21 protein-coding genes, 2 tRNA genes and 1 pseudogene are annotated in these 17,352 nt (G+C 35.3%); 12 read left to right on the forward strand and 12 right to left on the reverse strand.

Annotation, left to right across the window (positions count from 1 at the left end):
- Positions 1-34 precede the first annotated feature (34 nt).
- The 4 genes from ABWU47_RS04320 to ABWU47_RS04335 form a co-directional block, all read right to left on the reverse strand.
- Entirely contained in the window at positions 35-979 is a 945-nt protein-coding gene (locus ABWU47_RS04320) for an Rpn family recombination-promoting nuclease/putative transposase (protein WP_353285587.1), read from the reverse strand.
- Positions 980-1,294: 315 nt separating this feature from the next.
- Entirely contained in the window at positions 1,295-3,115 is a 1,821-nt protein-coding gene (gene glmS / locus ABWU47_RS04325) for a glutamine--fructose-6-phosphate transaminase (isomerizing) (protein WP_353285765.1), read from the reverse strand.
- An 80-nt stretch (positions 3,116-3,195) separates the two neighbouring features.
- A complete protein-coding gene (gene yajC, locus ABWU47_RS04330; protein ID WP_015589055.1) occupies positions 3,196-3,567 on the reverse strand; it encodes a preprotein translocase subunit YajC in 372 nt (123 codons plus the stop codon).
- A 137-nt stretch (positions 3,568-3,704) separates the two neighbouring features.
- A tRNA-Asp gene (locus ABWU47_RS04335) sits at positions 3,705-3,781 on the reverse strand.
- A gap of 191 nt (positions 3,782-3,972) precedes the next feature.
- Here ABWU47_RS04335 and rpsB point away from each other — a divergent pair.
- The 7 genes from rpsB to ABWU47_RS04370 are packed head-to-tail and all read left to right on the forward strand — an operon-like array spanning position 3,973 to position 8,568.
- Positions 3,973-4,821 carry a 30S ribosomal protein S2 gene (gene rpsB / locus ABWU47_RS04340; protein WP_006279980.1) on the forward strand — a complete coding sequence of 283 codons (849 nt, stop codon included), beginning with the start codon at positions 3,973-3,975 and terminating at the stop codon, positions 4,819-4,821.
- The gene (gene tsf / locus ABWU47_RS04345) at positions 4,802-5,662 is read left to right on the forward strand and encodes a translation elongation factor Ts (protein WP_006279981.1); all 861 of its coding nucleotides are present in this window, start codon (positions 4,802-4,804) and stop codon (positions 5,660-5,662) included. Before rpsB ends, tsf begins: the two co-directional genes overlap by 20 nt.
- A 16-nt stretch (positions 5,663-5,678) precedes the next feature.
- Entirely contained in the window at positions 5,679-6,416 is a 738-nt protein-coding gene (gene pyrH, locus ABWU47_RS04350) for a UMP kinase (RefSeq protein WP_405196809.1), read from the forward strand.
- A 7-nt stretch (positions 6,417-6,423) separates the two neighbouring features.
- Positions 6,424-6,981: a ribosome recycling factor gene (gene frr / locus ABWU47_RS04355; RefSeq protein WP_006279983.1), complete on the forward strand. Its 558-nt coding sequence runs from the start codon at positions 6,424-6,426 to the stop codon at positions 6,979-6,981.
- 5 nt (positions 6,982-6,986) lie between these two features.
- Positions 6,987-7,250, forward strand: a complete 264-nt coding sequence (locus tag ABWU47_RS07100; RefSeq protein WP_410530062.1) for a hypothetical protein — start codon at positions 6,987-6,989, stop codon at positions 7,248-7,250.
- Positions 7,251-7,256: 6 nt separating this feature from the next.
- A complete protein-coding gene (gene uppS, locus ABWU47_RS04365) occupies positions 7,257-7,952 on the forward strand; it encodes a polyprenyl diphosphate synthase (RefSeq protein WP_006279327.1) in 696 nt (231 codons plus the stop codon).
- Positions 7,942-8,568 (forward strand): phosphatidate cytidylyltransferase, encoded by a 627-nt coding sequence (locus tag ABWU47_RS04370; protein ID WP_077188153.1) that lies wholly within the window; start codon positions 7,942-7,944, stop codon positions 8,566-8,568. The genes uppS and ABWU47_RS04370 overlap by 11 nt, the downstream gene beginning before the upstream one ends.
- Positions 8,569-8,584: 16 nt before the next feature.
- Here the strand turns inward: ABWU47_RS04370 and ABWU47_RS04375 are convergent, their stop codons facing one another.
- Positions 8,585-8,776: a zinc-finger domain-containing protein gene (locus ABWU47_RS04375; RefSeq protein ID WP_006279326.1), complete on the reverse strand. Its 192-nt coding sequence runs from the start codon at positions 8,774-8,776 to the stop codon at positions 8,585-8,587.
- 68 nt (positions 8,777-8,844) lie between these two features.
- Complete coding sequence (coaD, locus tag ABWU47_RS04380; RefSeq protein WP_006279325.1) at positions 8,845-9,351, reverse strand: pantetheine-phosphate adenylyltransferase; 507 nt, start codon at positions 9,349-9,351, stop codon at positions 8,845-8,847.
- Between the two features lie 79 nt (positions 9,352-9,430).
- Here coaD and ABWU47_RS04385 point away from each other — a divergent pair.
- The 3 genes and pseudogenes from ABWU47_RS04385 to ABWU47_RS04395 form a co-directional block, all read left to right on the forward strand.
- Positions 9,431-9,503: transfer RNA gene (locus ABWU47_RS04385), tRNA-Phe, on the forward strand.
- Between the two features lie 218 nt (positions 9,504-9,721).
- Positions 9,722-10,585, forward strand: a complete 864-nt coding sequence (locus tag ABWU47_RS04390; RefSeq protein ID WP_082246099.1) for a gamma-glutamyl-gamma-aminobutyrate hydrolase family protein — start codon at positions 9,722-9,724, stop codon at positions 10,583-10,585.
- Between the two features lie 221 nt (positions 10,586-10,806).
- Positions 10,807-11,014 (forward strand): annotated as a pseudogene (locus ABWU47_RS04395) (IS4 family transposase); the annotation flags it as partial.
- A gap of 67 nt (positions 11,015-11,081) precedes the next feature.
- Here ABWU47_RS04395 and ABWU47_RS04400 read toward each other — a convergent pair.
- From ABWU47_RS04400 to ABWU47_RS04410, 3 genes are all read right to left on the reverse strand, one after another.
- On the reverse strand, positions 11,082-11,246 hold the full coding sequence (locus ABWU47_RS04400; RefSeq protein ID WP_081600772.1) for an IS3 family transposase: 165 nt from the start codon (positions 11,244-11,246) through the stop codon (positions 11,082-11,084).
- Between the two features lie 238 nt (positions 11,247-11,484).
- Complete coding sequence (locus tag ABWU47_RS04405) at positions 11,485-11,826, reverse strand: IS3 family transposase (RefSeq protein WP_095866567.1); 342 nt, start codon at positions 11,824-11,826, stop codon at positions 11,485-11,487.
- Between the two features lie 21 nt (positions 11,827-11,847).
- The gene (locus ABWU47_RS04410; protein WP_038198869.1) at positions 11,848-12,132 is read right to left on the reverse strand and encodes a transposase; all 285 of its coding nucleotides are present in this window, start codon (positions 12,130-12,132) and stop codon (positions 11,848-11,850) included.
- Between the two features lie 85 nt (positions 12,133-12,217).
- Between ABWU47_RS04410 and ABWU47_RS04415 the strand changes: the two genes are divergently transcribed.
- Positions 12,218-12,811, forward strand: a complete 594-nt coding sequence (locus ABWU47_RS04415) for a hypothetical protein (protein WP_231115873.1) — start codon at positions 12,218-12,220, stop codon at positions 12,809-12,811.
- A gap of 180 nt (positions 12,812-12,991) precedes the next feature.
- On the opposite strand, the gene gatA is transcribed toward ABWU47_RS04415, so the two are convergent.
- Positions 12,992-14,461 (reverse strand): Asp-tRNA(Asn)/Glu-tRNA(Gln) amidotransferase subunit GatA, encoded by a 1,470-nt coding sequence (gatA, locus tag ABWU47_RS04420; protein WP_044471200.1) that lies wholly within the window; start codon positions 14,459-14,461, stop codon positions 12,992-12,994.
- 241 nt (positions 14,462-14,702) lie between these two features.
- Positions 14,703-15,487, reverse strand: a protein-coding gene (locus ABWU47_RS04425) for an IS5 family transposase (protein WP_238513981.1) whose coding sequence is annotated in 2 segments (ribosomal slippage) — positions 14,703-15,166 and positions 15,166-15,487 — 786 coding nt in all. Because the reading frame shifts where the segments join, the coding sequence is not laid out codon by codon here.
- 169 nt (positions 15,488-15,656) lie between these two features.
- Here ABWU47_RS04425 and ABWU47_RS04430 point away from each other — a divergent pair.
- Positions 15,657-16,172, forward strand: coding sequence for a gamma carbonic anhydrase family protein (locus ABWU47_RS04430; RefSeq protein ID WP_236514800.1), 516 nt, complete (start codon positions 15,657-15,659; stop codon positions 16,170-16,172).
- Between the two features lie 40 nt (positions 16,173-16,212).
- Here the strand turns inward: ABWU47_RS04430 and ABWU47_RS04435 are convergent, their stop codons facing one another.
- Positions 16,213-17,241: an ATP-binding protein gene (locus ABWU47_RS04435; protein ID WP_353285588.1), complete on the reverse strand. Its 1,029-nt coding sequence runs from the start codon at positions 17,239-17,241 to the stop codon at positions 16,213-16,215.
- Positions 17,242-17,352: the final 111 nt, after the last annotated feature.

The raw sequence follows: 17,352 nt of genomic DNA on the forward strand, positions 1-17,352 counted from the left end.
TCAGTGACTTATGATTGATAATTAAAGTTCTTAATTAGTAATTGTTCACACTTAATTCTTCAATCTCACTAATAGAAAGGCCAGTAAATTTGACAATAGTGTTAACATCAACATTATTAGCCAGCATTGCTTTTGCGACTTCAATTTTCCCTTCAATTTTCCCTTCAATTTTCCCTTCAATTTTGCCTTCCTCTTTACCGATTTTGATGCCTCTTTCTTCGCCAATTTGGATTCCTTTTTCAGTAGCAAGATCAAGTCTGTATTCAAGAATGGCTTCTTCTTTGCGTAGATCCATTATTCTTTCTTCATAAGCTACTAAATCTTTTTCATTCCAGCTAAACCTGTCTAATTCATCGTAGGCTAACTTTATTATCGGTGCTTTTTCTGCTATTTTCCTTAAGTCTTCTTCCGTAGTTTCATCTGCATATTTGAAGAAAAATAACCAACGATCCACTATGCTTTCTAGCTGTTCTTCCTTATTCTTAGGAAATTTAGGTAGTTCAATAAATACAAATTGAAAATCTTTTAAGTCATGCTCATTGGTTTTCTCATCTCTTATAGTGTGGCTGGATATATAATCAAGCTTATCAGGAAATAAATTACAATTAGAGATAGCAATAAAGAAAACCTTCTTTAAATCAATGTGCTTACCAGATTTATCAGCTTGCCTTGAGTAAGCCTTAGCAGCATATAATTGAGCTCGTTTTTCGAAGCCTTTATCGCGAGTAAGCTGCATTTCAATCACATACCTGGCCCCACTAGAATCCCTGCAAAGAACATCAACTATACTTTGTTTATCAGATGCAATTTCAGGATCCATTATAGTACTGAGGAATTCCACTTCTTGTATAGTATTTATCTCAGTAAACCCTAAAATATCATTCAAAAAATGTATGAGAATATTCTTATTTTTTTCAGTGCCAAATATTTTTTTGAAGGTCAAATCCAGCTTAGGGTCGAGAAACTTAGATAAAGCCATAGCCAAAGTGCTTAAAAATATTAATAATTATACACTATTATTAACAATTATTCAACCATATTTTTGAAGATAGCTATGCCGCCGCGAACCGTCATACCGCCGCGGTATCTCTGGATCCCGCTAACAAGCAGCGGGATGACGAATTACTTAACCGTCATACCACCGCGAACCGTCATACCGCGATTCATTCGCGGTATCTCGGCATAGATTCCGCTAACTAGTAGCGGAATGACGATTGTGTATCGTGTTTTGCTAAAAATCACAGAATGCAGTCTGGTTACCTTAATTAGAGGTTTAGCTTTAACTTTAAATGAACTACTCAACCGTGACAGACTTAGCTAAATTTCTTGGACAATCTGCATCTAACCCTTTTTTTGCTGCAGTAAAGTAAGCAAGGAATTGCATAGCAACACTGTAGATGATTGGAGAGATAAAGTTATCAGTGTCTGGAAGTTGCACCACATCTGCGCAAACTCCCCTTAGGAATGGCGCTCCTTGTTTATCACTGAAGGCAATTACTTTGCCTTTTCTTGCAATAATCTCTTGTATATTAGATAGCGTTTTAAAGAATAAATCATCATAAGGGATAATTGCTATAACAAGCACAGTAGAGTCTATTAAAGCAATAGAACCATGCTTCATTTCTCCCGCTGCAATACCAATGGTATTGATGTATGAAAGCTCTTTTATTTTCAATGCGCCTTCCATTGCAACTCCGTATGAACTTCCTCTGCCAATTAAAATAACGTTATTGTGTTCTAATATGCTGCCTGATATATGTTGTATTTTCATCACATTTAAAACATGCTCAACATACTTGGGAATAGAGTTAATAGCGTTGCTTAGCTGTTTTATTCTCTCTCCACCCAGTATACCTTTTATTTTTCCAAGCTCCGCGGCAAAGCATGCTAAAGTTGCAAGTTGCGCAGAAAAGGTTTTTGTTGAAGCAACACCAATTTCTTGCCCAGCAAGAGTATGTAACACAATATCTGAGATCTTTTCAATGCTGCTGCTAAATGTATTAGTTATACTTATGATTGTTTGCTTCTGTGATTTCGCATAACGCAGCGCTTCTATGGTATCTGCAGTTTCGCCAGATTGAGAGATAAATAACCCAATGCTGCCTTCTTCCAGCTTGACGTTGCTATACCTAAATTCTGATGAGATTTCTAGATATACTCGAACTTGAGCGACATTTTCCAGCCAATACTTTGCTATTAGCCCAGCAAAATAAGATGACCCGCATCCAACTATAGTAATGTAACTCAGCTCAGAAAACAATTTTTTGTTAGCAAATATTACCTCTTTATATTGCTTGTAAAATTGATTTATTGTTTTGTTTAATGCACGCGGTTGCTCAAAAATCTCTTTTAACATGAAGCTAGGGTAACCATTTTTGCTAATTAGAAAATCACTTGGACTACTATTTTCTATACTGCGTTTAACTTGTGTACCATTGTTGTATATACTAACTCCACTAGATTTTATCACTGCAATGTCATCATCTTCCAAATGCGATATTTTTTCCACAAATGCACTTAAAGCATTAGAGTCAGATGCAGCAAACACTGTGTTACAGTTATAGCCTATTGCTAAAGGCAAATTTCTCTTCGCAACAAATAAGGCGTCTGGATATTCTGCAAATAATAAGGCCAAGGCAAATGAGCCGTGTAGGTTGTTTAAACACTTAAATAGAGAATCAACTGGCGACAATCCTTCATCGAGATATAAGGTTAGCATGTTTGGTATGATCTCTGTGTCAGTGTCAGTATGGAATGACATGCCCCTTTCTTCTAGGCCCTTTTTTAGCAGATTGTAATTCTCAATTATGCCGTTATGAGCAACAACAACGTTATTTGTACGAATGGGGTGAGCATTTTTAAGGCCTGGGACTCCATGTGTAGCCCAGCGAGTATGTGCTATACCAACTGTACTGTGAGACATCTTGCTGTCATCAACAACTTCACATAACCTTTCGACTTTACCTTCTGATTTTTTGACTTCTATCTTACCTTCGTTATTTATGATTGCTATACCTGAGGAATCATATCCCCTATATTCCAATTTTTGTAACCCAGTTAGTAAGGTTGGTATTACTGAATCACCGCTACTTACTACACCAAATATTCCGCACACAAATGGATCACCAAACAAACTTTTTTCTAAACATGTTAAGCATTTTTGCCTTTATTACTGGTTGATTTATATTCTTTTTATCATTCTTTCGATTTTACCTTTTTAATTGGTTTAGCTGCTACTTTTTGAGTTTCTTTGCTTAAAACCTCAGATATAGCGGACTTTAGAACTTTTATCTCAACTTTTGGTGCTATTTCTATTATAAATTGTGCATTTGCCTCATCAACTTTATTAACTTCACCTATTATTCCACCAGAAGTAATGACTGTATCACCACGTTTTATTTGATCTATCATCTTTCTATGTTCTTTTAGTTTTTTTTGTTGCGGGCGAATAATGAGAAAATAAAATACCACAAATATTAAAATCAATGGAGTAAAACTAGCAAAAGATGCGCCGATACTTGATGTATTGCTAGTTGCATCTGCTGCAAAAACTTCAGAAATGAGCATATTTAATCCTAATTGTTAATGATAAAAACAAACCTATTTAAGTATTAATTACAATACCATGCCATGTCAAGTTTGGTGAAGGCGTTTCTCAATACCGGCAATAATACTGCGAATTCTAAGTTATGCTAAAACTAATATGGCGGGAGTGATGAGACTTGAACTCACGACCTCATGCGTGACAGGCATGCGCTCTAACCAACTGAGCTACACCCCCCTAATTTCTTTTTAGCGTTTTCGGGCTTCAACTTTAAAGCTAATAAACATGTTGCCCTTTGTCAATATTTTTTGTTTGCGCTTTGCTGTCTTTTCTATTACTATGTAAATAATTTAATTTCACACATGGCTTGTACAAGTAGTCCCATTAGGGTTATGCCATGGAAGATAAACTATTTGGAGGAATGATATATGACAAATTTGCCTAAAGTCACTGTGCGTGATTTAGCTGAATCTGGTGTACATTTTGGTCACAAAATTAGTCGCTGGAACGCAAAAATGGCTCCATACATATATGGAGTGCATCAAGAAAATCGTATACATATAATTGATTTGCGAAAAACACTACCATTGCTACAGGTGGCCATGAAGGCTTTATATGACGTTGTATTTCAAGGTGGTCGCATTCTATTTGTTGGTACAAAGTTTCAAGCTTTTGATATTATTGCAAGTGAAGCGATTCGTTGTGGTCAATATTATGTGAATCATCGTTGGCTTGGTGGTATGCTTACTAATTGGGGCACTGTTTCTTCTTCGATAAAAACCTTGATGCAATATGAGAAAATATTAAATGACGAGGATAGCATTTTAACAAAGAAAGAATTGGGAAACATTGAAAAGAAAAAGCAAAAGCTTGATAAGGCGCTTGGCGGTATTAGAGAAATGGGAGCAATTCCTGATATCTTATTCATCATTGATACTAATAAAGAGCATATAGCGGTTAAGGAGGCTAAGAAGTTAGGAATTCCAATAGTTGCAATACTTGATACTAATTCTGATCCAGATGGTATTACTTATCTAATACCTGGAAATGATGACTCAAGAAAATCAATAGAGCTCTATTGTAAATTAGCTACCGACTCTATATTAGCTGGAATAGAGTCTAGTCTAGCAAAATCTGGAGTTAAGATTGATGATATAAGGGGTGATGAGTTTATTCAAGAAAAAGAAGATGGTATTGTGCAAACTAAAAGGAGACGTAGTAAAGTTTACAAAGAAGAAGAAAGGGAGGTAGTAACAAATGAAGATGAATCCAGATGATATAAGAGAATTACGTGATAGAACAGGGCTTGGCTTAAGTGACTGTAAAAAAGCATTAGAAGAATGTGATGGTGACATTAAGAAAGCCGTTGATAAGTTACGTACAATAGGTCTTGCTAAAGCTGACAAAAAATCTGATAGAGTAGCTTCAGATGGGCTCGTTGCTATGTGTTTGACTGAAAATTGTGGTGTATTGATTGAACTCAATTGCGAAACCGATTTTGTCGCAAGGAATGAGAAATTTATAGAGTTAGTTTTAAATTTAGCATCAATTGCTCATCAAGAACGCTGTACTAGCGTTGATGAGTTAAAAAATGCCAAGTATGAAAGCATTGGCACAGTGCAGGAAGCTATTATGAATGGTACGTCAGTTCTTGGTGAGAAGCTAGAGTTAAGCAAGCTTTGTTACTTAGAAGCTAAGGATGGAGTTATTGCTGGCTACGTACATGGTGATGCGCATGGCTTAGGTAAGATTGGTGCTTTAATTGCATTGCAATCATCTGGTGATAAGGCGAAGCTACAAGAGATTGGGAAACAAATAGCTATGCATGTAGTTGCTATGAAGCCTGAAGCCTTGTCTATAGATGATTTAGATCAAATGAAGTTGAACAACGAACGTTCTATAATTGAAGAGCAAGTGAGGAGCTTAAATAAACCTGAAGAAGTAGCAAAAAAAATAGTAGATGGACGAATGGCTAAGTACTATGAAGAAGTTGTTTTACTGGAGCAAAAATTTATAAAGGATGATAAGATGAAGATTTCTGATTTTATAAAATCAAGCGAGTTGAGTGCTGTTAAACTCTCTAATTACAAGTTACTTGTTTTGGGTGATGCAGATTAAATAGCAAAAAATGTTTATTTCAACAAATGAAAAAAGCGAAATAAAATATTCCAGGGTGTTATTTAAAATCTCTGGTGAGGCTTTGATGGGATCAAAGCAATTTGGTCACGATATGGAGACTATAGGTGAGTTATCTAAAGGCATAGTTGAAGTTTGTAATCTTGGAGTTCAGGTATGTATTGTTGTTGGTGGTGGTAATATCTTTCGTGGCACATCTGCGTCTTTAAGTGGTTGTGAAAGAGCAAGCAGTGATTATATTGGAATGCTTGCAACTATAATCAATGCTTTAATTTTACAAAACTTTTTAGAAAAAAATTTAGTAGCTTCTAGGGTATTATCTGCAATACCCATGGCCACTGTATGCGAACCTTACATCAGAAGGAAAGCTATTCGTCATTTAGAAAAAGGTAGAGTGGTAATTTTTGCAGCAGGCACAGGCAACCCATTTTTTACTACAGATACAGCTGCAGCCTTACGTGCTGTTGAAATGAATTGTGATGTTATTCTAAAGGGTACGCAAGTAAATGGTGTATACTCCGCTGATCCGAAAAAAAATGAGGATGCTGTAATGTATGATAGGCTTTCTTACACGGATTTATTGACTCGTGATTTAAAAGTTATGGATGCATCAGCAATTTCACTTGCTCGTGAGAATTCTATTCCAATTATAGTTTTTTCTTTGAAGGGAGAAAAAATAGTCAATATTATTAAGGGTCAAGGTACTTATACTATAGTTTCAGATTGTAAACATTAGGTAATTTATGTTAAATGAAATAAAAGCTAAAACAAAAGAAAGAATGCTAAAAACTATTCAGTCCTTTCATGATGATATTAAAGGCGTACGCACTGGTAGAGCTAGCGCATCGTTGCTTGATGGTATAGTTGTAAATATCTATGGTGGACATCAAAAGTTAAATCAGGTTGCAGGTGTTTCGGTTATAGATAACAAAACTCTATCAATTAAAATTTGGGATATTAATGTTGTCGGTGAAGTGAAAAATGCTATATTAAATGCCAACTTGAATTTAAATCCTGTTGTTGAGGGCAATACCATACGTATAGCTCTTCCGGACTTGACACAAGAAACCCGTGAAAAATTAGTGAAATTATTGCATCAGTTTGCTGAAAATGCACGGATTGCCATTAGAAATATACGTAGAGATATTATGGAAGAAACAGAAAAAATGAAGGAAAATAAAGAAATCTCAGAAGATGATTTTCATGGTGCTAAGAAGGAAATACAAAATATTACTGATGATAATATAAAAAAGATTGATGGTGAATTGTCCATCAAAGAAAAGGATATACTGAATCACTAAATGATATGGAGAAAGCTTACATAGCAAATGATGTCGTTCCAGTGTTTGACACTGGAATCCAGCCTTTACTATACAACTATCTGATGCACTTGTTTGAAATCAAATTTCCTGGATCCCAGTGTCGGAGCACTGGGATGACACCAATTTTGCATTCAAGTACCAACTATTGGTGTCACTACAGTAACTCTCTTCCTGTCATGCAAGTAGCTGACACCTTCCAGGTGTCCATTGAAATCCAAAAAATTTCACTCAAGTCAAAATTAGGTTAAATTTAAATGTTGAATCAAGAATCTTTACCGAAACATTTAGCAATTATTATGGATGGTAATGGTAGATGGGCAAACAATCAAGGAAGAGTAAAAATTGATGGTTATAAAAAGGGCAGTGAAGTTGCATACGATATTGCCAAGTATTGTACGGACTTAACTATACCCTACTTAACTTTGTATGCATTCTCTATGGAGAATTGGCTTAGACCTAAAAACGAAACTGACTGTCTATTTGATTTATTTTACTCCGTTTTAACTAATGAAGATAAAGTCAATTTCATTTACAATTGTAACATTAAGTTGAATTTTATTGGCAATTTAAGTCTGTTACCCAGTAAAATATTGGATCAAATTAAAAAAGCAGAAGAAATGACACATAAGAACGATGGTTTATTACTCACTGTGGCAGTCAGTTACGGAGCAAAGCAAGAAATTACACAAGCTATAAGCAATATTATAAAAGAAAATATTGCTTATGTATCAGAAGAGGAATTTGAAAAATTTCTATATACTAAAGATTTGCCAAAATTGGATTTATTAATTCGCACTGGTGGCGAAAAAAGGTTAAGCAACTTTTTATTATGGCAAGCAGCTTATGCTGAATTGTATTTTTGTGATACTTTATGGCCTGATTTTTCTTGTCAAGATTTGAGTAAAGCATTAGAAGATTATACAAAAAGAGAGAAAAAATATGGTAGATAATAATTTTATAATTAGAATGTTGTCCTCAATAGTAATATTATTCATATTTTCCTTTGCTACATATTTCAGTGATTTATCGTTTTACCTATTGATTTTTTCAATAGCAGTTTTATCTTCTTTTGAATGGTATAATCTAACCCAAGGAAATAAAATTTTATACGTTTTTGCATTATTATTGATTGCACTACCAAGCGCCTCATTAATATATTTATATAATCTACCACAAGGAAAATACGCATTAGTATGGTTCGTCTTAACCATTTGGGGAATTGACGTTACTGCCTACCTATTTGGTAAGAATTTTGGTGGAGCTAAAATTTGCCCAATTCTTAGCCCTGGAAAAACTTGGGCAGGACTTCTTGGTGCGATTTTAGCTGGAGTAGTGTGCACAATTTTTGGATCAATATTTTTTGGTCTATTTTCAATTTTTTATTCTCCAATCATTGGCCTTGCAATTGCTATTCTAGCGCAACTTGGCGATTTCACTGAGTCGCTTGTTAAAAGAGCTTACGGTGTTAAAGATAGTGGAAATATGATACCTGGCCATGGGGGAGTGCTCGACCGTATGGACAGTTTCATTTTTACTGCCCCTCTTATTGCTATTTACATAAGCTAAGTCTGCAGAAGTGCCATTAGAGCTCATCCCTAGTCAGCTCCCCAACCGCTTCTACAGTGCAGTCATGGACAAACGTCTTTTCACAATAAGGGCAGGCTATTTCCTCTTCTTCTCCCATATCTAAATATATTAATGGATGGCCGGAACCCTCATCATTCTCATCACCATGACAACAAACTTTTCTATTATTAACCCTCACTTTTGACATGCTGCTCCTTTAGCTTATAACATTTTATATATTGAATATACCCATTCAGAAATAAAAAACAACAAGCACTATTCTCCATTTTTTATCCTATTCAGATTAATCAATTCGTTTTGAACACCTTTTGATACAAATTTGCTAACATCTTCTCCTAATCTTGCTATTTCCTTTACAAAGCTTGATGAGATAAATTGAGTATCTTCAGAAGCAGGAAGAAATATGGTTTCGATTTCAGGAAGAAGTTTATAATTTACCCAGCTCATTTGAAACTCGTAATCAAAATCCGATACTGCTCTTAATCCCCTAATAATAACAGAAGCATTCTGCTCTTTGGCAAACTTCACTAGCAACCCATTAAAAGATATAACATCTGCATCAATTCCTAGTCCTTTAATTTCATTTTCAGCCATGCTTGTGCGTAGCTTTGTGTCAAAGGCAGTATGCTTATTAACGTTTTCTGCAACCCCTATTATTAATTTATCGACTAGTTTACACGCTCTTTTGATTATGTCAAGATGCCCAAAAGTTATAGGGTCAAATGTGCCAGGGTAGATTCCTATTTTGTCATTAATGTTCATCCTTTATTTTTATAAACTACTTTAAAAACTTTTGATAGACATAATAACATTTTTTATCTAAAAATAAAAGTATACAGTTGGCCTGATAGCTCAGTTGGTAGAGCAAAGGACTGAAAATCCTTGTGTCGCTGGTTCGATTCCTGCTCAGGCCACCTTCTCTTTCTTGGCGAACTTGCCTTTTTGTCATAAAATACTCTATATCGTAATATAAATATTAGGGAGGCAAGTCATGGTATATAAATATTATAATAAACTATTTAATATCTTATTAATTATAGTTCTATTATTAAGCAATATTACTTATGCTGGCGTTAGTGAAAAACCGGCATCTCAACATGTAACCAGAAAAGAAGAACCAGCGTCAACTGTCTTGACGGCAGAAAATACAGTAAATAATGACATAGTTGTTGGTTTGTTGAAAACGGAAGAAGCACATGAGCTTGGGCTATCTCAAAATATCTACGAGATGTTTAATAACTTTGGAGTTAAAACCGTACTCATTGATTACAATAAAATAATTAACTTAAAAGAAATCCAAGAAAAGTCGCTTATCTTTGCAAAACAAGATGAAACATTGGCAAAGAAGCTAACATTAGACCGAATAAAAGTTGAAGTTGCAAAGTTTGTTAAAGAGCACAAAATAAATAGAATATTTATTCCGGATAATTTACACTCAGCACCCACTCCTTGTCGCCAGCTTGTTACTGAAGCAATTGTAAAAATAGTGGATGATAACCCTGTAATTCATTTGCTTGGCATATGTGAAGGCATAATGAATGCAAAGGGAATTGAAGTAGTGAGTGTTGTGAGTGATGAAGAGAAACGAAGATCTCATTTAAAATCAGCACCTAATCCACAGAAAGAGGATGTACCTCTCCAGCAGATAAAGATCGTTCCAAATAGTCGTTTAGCAGAAGTAGTAGCCAAATTCCTAATACCTAATGAAAATGGCTGGTTTTCAACATATTTTCCAGATGCTCATTCAGGAGCAGTAAGTAATACACCAGAAAATAGAAGAAAATTGGAGTCACTTGGATATAAAGTTGCAGCATTTTCCAGTGAGGGGGTAATAGAGGCTATTGAAGATAAGCATGGTAATGTTCACTTTCAAAGTCATCCAGAAGCCCTTGTTGTGAAGTCAGATAAAAACCTCTATTTATCAAATCACAAGGAACGTCAAGTGTCTACACTAGTTGCTATAGCGATTATGAATGATTTTCTTTATCGTGCTTAATGGCTATAGCTTTAGGCTTACCGACGATTTGATAAACGATAGATTTGTCATGTATCCGTTCAGGCAATGGCGTCAACTTAAGGAAAAATATCAGCGATAGTGTATAAAATTTCTCTCCAAATTTTTTATCATTAAATTATCCAAAGAGTGCAAGGGACAGCACTTTTGTTTCTATTTTATTGCAACAAAAAAGTTTAAAATGTGTCTTTTTTAGGTGAGGCATGCAAAAAGGAAAAGATCTTATCTTACAAATTAAAAATGCAATATACTCGAAAACTTTTCAGAAAATCCATTGTGTTGAGTTTTACACGAACAAGAAAACTTCCTTTTTCGACAGTATTTTCTATGATTTTAAAGTTAGTTAAAAAAAGTTTGGGAATAGAATGTGAACTTATGGAGCCATTGACATGTGACCTTACCCAGAAAAAGTGGAGAGAAAGTTTGGAATGTTTTTCACAAAGAGAATGATGAATCAAAATGCTCAGGAATGCAATAGTTAATAGTGACGTTGTTTGTTATAAAAAATTTCTATATATTCAAATATAGCAGTTTTGATATGCTGTTTAGAGTGCCGAGAGGTGTCTATTGGTAACTCCCTTTTTAGAGAACTGAAGAAGCTTTCCACAACAGAATTGTCGTAACAACAACCTTTATGACTCATCTATGTTTTTTATGGATAAGAGATATTGATAACCTTGCAAAGTATATTGTGAACCTTGATCACTATGTAATAGTAGATTTTTGGCAGGTTTACGCTTGTTAACGGCCATTAATAAAGAGTCCATAACCTATTGTTTATTTATTGAACTGCTCATTAACTACCATGCGTGAATATAGATCGATTATTGTTGCCAAATATAGCCATCCTTCTTTGGTTTTTATATAAGTAATCCCATACTTTATTTGGTTGATCGACAATAAAGTTTTGGTCTAATATATTGGGAGCTACTGTCCGTTTGTTGTTTCTTAATTTTAAATTTTCTTCTCAATATAGCCTGAATACCATTTTTCTGCATAATACTTTGCACTGTTTTTAAGTTGCAACTTTTACCCAAAGCCTTTAATTCAGCATGAATTTTAGGAGCTCCATATCTACATTTAGAAGCTTGATATATTTTTTGAATATCTGCTAATAACTCTTTATTTGCTGATTCTCTACTGCTTATTTTCCTTGTAGTCCACTTATAGTAGCCACTAGCAGAAAACCCTACATAATTCCTGCACTTTATAGTGTTTACTATGCTCTTTTATGAAAAAATATTTTACTCTTTTTGACTGGCCAGGGCTTTTTTTAAAATGTCTCTTTCTCTTGTTACTTTTGCTAACTCTTTCTGTAAATCAAATCTCTCTTTGTCATAAGGTGCTACATCTGGAAATGCATTTGCCGCTGACTTTTTTTCGTTATATTTCTTCATCCATTTTCCTAATACACTATCCCTTATTCCTAGATCTCTTGCTACTTTTGCAACTGGTTGACCTACCTTTCTTTGTTCATTTGCCAGCTTAACAGCTTCCAATTTGAATTCTGCCGTATATTCTCTTGCCATTTCTAATCCTCCAAAATTTTATTTTACTCGAAAAAACTCCTTTCTTTCTCTCCACTTTTTCTGGGTAAGGTCAGTATGGGAAAAGGTGAAAGATGTACTAAAAAACCCAGAGATGATAAAAAAGGAATACCAACGTAGAGTATTAGAAAATAAAAATGATGAATCATCAGAGAAAAAGTTTGCAAGAAGAGAAAATCAAATAAAAGAAGGTATCGAAAAATTAATGGAAGATTATTATAGTCAAGAAAATGCAGGAGAGAAAGGATATATAAGCGAGGAAGAATTTAAACAGACAATGAGAAAAATGAAAGAACGCTTACAAGGGATAGAAGAAGAGAAAAAAAAGGTAGTTGATCAGAAGGCAGTAGAAAAAGGAATAAGTCTTATTATAAATAGCATAAAGAATTTTTATTCTAGTGTAAAATCGAACCTGGAACAGCTAGATTGGCAAACTAAGCGCGGCATTATTAAAGCATTAATAGGACAAATTAACATTGGTTGTGATCAGGTAGAAGTAGGATTTCAGATCGAAGAACCAGCACAGGATGGGGGAATTCTTAATTTGTATCATTGTACTACACATCGTAATAAGGGGGTTGGCAAAATGTGTCAAGCAAGTTTTTTCGTTTCTATAAATCTGGATTTCAGCGTTATGCGCTGGAATGACAACGTGAGGTAAATTTTTCAACATCCCAAAATTACAGAATTCAGTCTGTTTAATTAAGTGTGAACTGTTACACGAAAATTTTGTAAACAGATTAATATACCCTGTTTTTGCTATTCATCTAAAAATGGAACCATAGAGTACGTTGAGGAGCGTAAGCAAATTTTAATGCAAAAATTACTATCAAAAAATAGATTATGCAAGAGGTCTAATTATTCTGCCGCAATTTTGCTCTATCACACTTGCCACATTTAATATTCCAGCTTCATCATAATAATTTCCAATCACTTGCAAGGCAAGTGGTAAACCCTCATTGGAGAGCCCAACAGGAACAGAAATAGCAGGCAATCCTGCCAGACTTGCCGGCACAGTAAACACATCATTGATGCACATAATTAGCGGATCTGGCTTTTCATTTAAGCCAAAAGCTTCTGTTGGAGCAGATGGCACAAGTATGTAATCTATTTTTTCAAACGCTTTTATAAAATCATTTCTGATTAATGCCCTAATGCACTGCGCTTTTTCGTAATATTCATTATAATGACCTGAAGAAAGCGCATAAGCGCCAATTAAAATTCTTCTTTTCACCTCTTTACCAAAACCTTCTGCTCTTGTTAGTGAATACATTTCTTCAAGGGTATCAGCATCAACCCTTAATCCATAACGCACACCATCGTAACGAGCAAGATTGGATGAAGTTTCAGCAGAACAGATTAAATAATAGACTGGTATTGCATATTTAGTATGTGGCAGAGTAATGTCAACAACTTCAGCGCCATTTTCTTTTAAATAGGAAGCAACTCTTTCCCAATTATGAACTATTTCCTCTGAAATTCCATCCATCCTATATTCTTTTGGTATACCAATACACTTACCCTTGACATCACCATTTATAAAGCTAGAAAATTTAGGCACTGGCTTTTCGCTCGATATTGAATCTTTTGTATCATAGCCACAAATTGCTTCCAGCATTAATGCTGAATCAGAGACAGAACGAGTAATGACTCCTGCTTGATCCAGAGAACTCGCAAATGCAATCATACCAAAACGCGAGCATCTTCCATAAGTTGGCTTTATTCCAACTACTCCACAATAAGCTGCTGGTTGGCGTACAGATCCACCGGTGTCGCTCCCTAACGCTCCAGCGCATAAAAATCCAGCAACCGATGCTGCAGATCCACCAGATGATCCACCAGGAACAACTTTTTCCCCATCGCTTTTTCTAATCCACACATTTTCAACAGGGCCAAAATAGCTATTTGTGTTCGCAGAACCCATAGCAAATTCATCCATATTAAGCTTACCGAGCATGGCTGCTCCACTTTTTAAAAGCAAGTCAGACACCGTAGATTCGTAAGTCGGAACGAAATTTTCCAGCATTTTTGAGCATGCTGTTGTTTTTATTCCTTTTGTACAGAATAGATCTTTGATGCCAACTGGTACACCCATGAGCGGCGAGATTAAATCATCCTTTTGCCTAGAGAAATGTTCATCTGCAGCTTTAGCAGCTTTCATTGCTATCTCTGGGGTTTTTGTTATAAATGCATTTAATTTCTCATTTTCAACCGCACTGATGTGCGCCTCTACGAGTTCAACGGCAGAAAAACTCTTTTTTTTGAGCCCGTCATGCATTTGTGTAATACTTAACTTTCTTAGTTCATTCATCAATATTTAATTTTTAGCAAGACGTTAATTATAACATGGCACGATAAAAAATCCATACATTTATAGTTACAGCTAGAAATGTAGCTAAGGTAACTTAGATTCACCGACAATCGTCATCCCGCTACTTGTTAGCGGCTAAGAGATACCGCAGCGGTATGACGTAGAAGCTATACTTTTATACTCACCAACTCAGTATCCAATCCGGATTGTATCTTAAGAGGTTGTCCGGAAACAAGTAAATTCAAGCATATTCCCTCTTTAACATAACCCTACTCATAGCTAGGTATATGAAATTCTCAGTGGATGTTGTGAGTAAATCATACTCCTTCGATAGCCTTCTATTCCTATTAACCCAAGCAAAAGTCCTTTCTACAACCCATCTTCTTGGCTGTACTTTAAACCCTTGTTCTCTTGTTGGTAGTAGCTCAGGTGGCGTATCTTTGTGCACCCAAAATCTACATGGAGGCCTTGTAACAATTTCAATATCTATGTCATATTCTTCCTTTATGTGATTCTTTAAATTTCTTCCTTGGTATCCCATGTCAGCCCACATTTTTTTAACTTTAGTATATTTTGTTCTCATATTGTTTAATGCTATTTTAATACCATCTCTATCATTTTCGTTAGCAGCGCCTACGTAACAACCTAGTATAAAACCCTGAGTGTCTGTAATTATATGCCTTTTTCTACCCTTTACTTTTTTACTTCCATCATAGCCTTTGATCCCCCCTTTTCTGTAGTCTTTACAGATTGACTATCTACTATACAGGCACTCGGCTGCTCATTCCTTCCTATTTTTCTTCTACTATATTTTGTAATTTCATAATTCATTTTCTCAAAAATTCCCTGCTTCTTCCATTGCCTGAACTGCTCATACACAGTCTTCCATAGCGGAAAATCATTTGGTAAATACCGCCATTGACACCCTGTACGCAATACATAGAAAATTGCTTCTAATATTTCTCTTTTGCTATACTTTGGCGGCCTTCCTCCTTTCTTGTATGATACTCTGAAGTGTTTTTCTATTCTTGCCTATTCCCTTTCGCTTAGATCTGTTGGATACTTTTTTCTCATCTTTACCCCGTACTAAAATTTCAGATATTATAGCCTTTTACTTGTTTCCGGACAACCTCTAAGTATGTATTTACTGCTTACCTTATTTTGATTAACATATGCATAAGACTTTGGGCTTAATATGTATCACATTTTAAAATATAAAGATTATGAACCAAAAATAGACGAAAGTGCTTTCATCGCAGGTGGTTCGCATATCATAGGCAAGGTTGAAATAGGAAGAGATGCAAGCATCTGGTTTAATTGTGTAATCAGAGGGGACGTTGGATCAATAAAAATAGGTGATGGAACAAATATTCAAGATGGAACGGTAATTCATGTGGATAGAAACCCAGGTGGTGACACAATTATTGGCAGCATGGTAACAGTGGGACATTTTTGTGTGTTGCACGCATGCACGGTGCATGATAAGGCGTTTATTGGTATGGGCTCTACCGTGATGGACCATGCAGTTGTGGAGCCTGAAGCTATGGTAGCTGCTGGCTCACTGGTAACACACGGAAAAGTGATAAAAAGTGGGGAAATATGGGCTGGCAGGCCAGCAAAATTCTTCAAAAAAATGTCGAATGAAGAAATTAAACATATTACACAATCAGCACAAAATTATATTATGCTAATGAAGGAATACAAAAACTGAAGTTCGCGTCAAGTGTTTTACTTGACACGTACATTTCGGCTTAACCCTTGTTACTTCTTTTTCCCATCTCATTTACTTCTTGTTCTTTTGCCCCATCTACTTGAGTACTAGGTAATACTGCATATGTAATACCACCAGCTACGAGTGCAGATGTTACTGCTATACCAATTATTACTAACATCTCTAACCTAACTGTATGTTCAAGTGCAGTAAATGCTATCAGTCCAGCAGCAAGACCAACACCAACAGTAGCGGTGTACTTCGCTCCATTGCCTTGTTTTGGTTGCTCAGTTGTTTTGCTTTTATCTTCCAATGTTTGTTTTTCCTTCTGTAATTTATCAACAAGACTTTTACTCTCTTCTAATTGTTTATTTAACTCCACAACTTCAGCATTTTTAGCTTGCAACTGCTGAACTTGAGCTTTTAATTGTGTTATTTCCTCATCTCTAGCTTGTAACTGAGCAGCACTTGGTCGGTTGTTTAGCTGTTCTTGTAAATCTTTTATTTCATCGTCTTTAGCTTTTAACAGAGTAGCATTTGGTTGGTTGTTTAGCTGTTCTTGTAAATCTTTTATTTCATCGTCTTTAGCTTTTAACAGAGTAGCATTTGGTTGGTTGTTTAGCTGTTCTTGTAAATCTTTCATTTCATCGTCTTTAGCTTCTAACTTTTGCTCTAAGATGTTAACAAGCTCATTACCCTGTTGTAGTCTTTTACTTGCTGATCTTCTTCTTTTTTTTGACTCAGTAACATCTTCTTGCTCATTAACAGAACCTTCACTTAACGGCGTCCTACCACTAGAAAGAACACTTCGATTACCTTTATTGCCCGACGTAACCTCATTATCATCGGCAACCTGCATTGTATCATTAATCCCTTCAGACACAGGCGTGCTACTCGCATCAACATAATCATTTAAAGAATCTTGATTACCAACTGAAGAACCTTGTAACGACTGCTCTGTTCCTGATTCAATAGAGTTTTTATTTATAGTTCCTTCTTGATCAGATGTTATATCAGTTGGTGAAGTTGCTCCAGGTGAAGAACTTTGATTTTTATTCGAGTTCAACATATTAAACCTCAATATACATAATTAACATTACATAATACCCTTAGAACCTAGGGTCAAGTAATATTTTTATCATAGCATAGAAAATTTATGTTCGTAAACAAAAAATTTTGG

Source organism: Wolbachia endosymbiont (group A) of Gastracanthus pulcherrimus, assembly GCF_964028265.1.
GTDB lineage: Bacteria > Pseudomonadota > Alphaproteobacteria > Rickettsiales > Anaplasmataceae > Wolbachia > Wolbachia pipientis.

Coding starts and splice junctions, on each gene's coding strand:
- frr (WP_006279983.1), top strand. CDS start 6,424: ATGTTAAATGAAATAAAAGCTAAAACAAAAGAAAGAATGCTAAAAACT.
- ABWU47_RS04430 (WP_236514800.1), top strand. CDS start 15,657: ATGTATCACATTTTAAAATATAAAGATTATGAACCAAAAATAGACGAA.
- yajC (WP_015589055.1), bottom strand. CDS start 3,567: ATGCTCATTTCTGAAGTTTTTGCAGCAGATGCAACTAGCAATACATCA.
- rpsB (WP_006279980.1), top strand. CDS start 3,973: ATGACAAATTTGCCTAAAGTCACTGTGCGTGATTTAGCTGAATCTGGT.
- ABWU47_RS04400 (WP_081600772.1), bottom strand. CDS start 11,246: ATGAGTCATAAAGGTTGTTGTTACGACAATTCTGTTGTGGAAAGCTTC.
- ABWU47_RS04370 (WP_077188153.1), top strand. CDS start 7,942: ATGGTAGATAATAATTTTATAATTAGAATGTTGTCCTCAATAGTAATA.
- ABWU47_RS07100 (WP_410530062.1), top strand. CDS start 6,987: ATGGAGAAAGCTTACATAGCAAATGATGTCGTTCCAGTGTTTGACACT.
- uppS (WP_006279327.1), top strand. CDS start 7,257: ATGTTGAATCAAGAATCTTTACCGAAACATTTAGCAATTATTATGGAT.
- ABWU47_RS04375 (WP_006279326.1), bottom strand. CDS start 8,776: ATGTCAAAAGTGAGGGTTAATAATAGAAAAGTTTGTTGTCATGGTGAT.
- tsf (WP_006279981.1), top strand. CDS start 4,802: ATGAAGATGAATCCAGATGATATAAGAGAATTACGTGATAGAACAGGG.
- ABWU47_RS04435 (WP_353285588.1), bottom strand. CDS start 17,241: ATGTTGAACTCGAATAAAAATCAAAGTTCTTCACCTGGAGCAACTTCA.
- ABWU47_RS04320 (WP_353285587.1), bottom strand. CDS start 979: ATGGCTTTATCTAAGTTTCTCGACCCTAAGCTGGATTTGACCTTCAAA.
- gatA (WP_044471200.1), bottom strand. CDS start 14,461: ATGAATGAACTAAGAAAGTTAAGTATTACACAAATGCATGACGGGCTC.
- coaD (WP_006279325.1), bottom strand. CDS start 9,351: ATGAACATTAATGACAAAATAGGAATCTACCCTGGCACATTTGACCCT.
- ABWU47_RS04410 (WP_038198869.1), bottom strand. CDS start 12,132: ATGGCAAGAGAATATACGGCAGAATTCAAATTGGAAGCTGTTAAGCTG.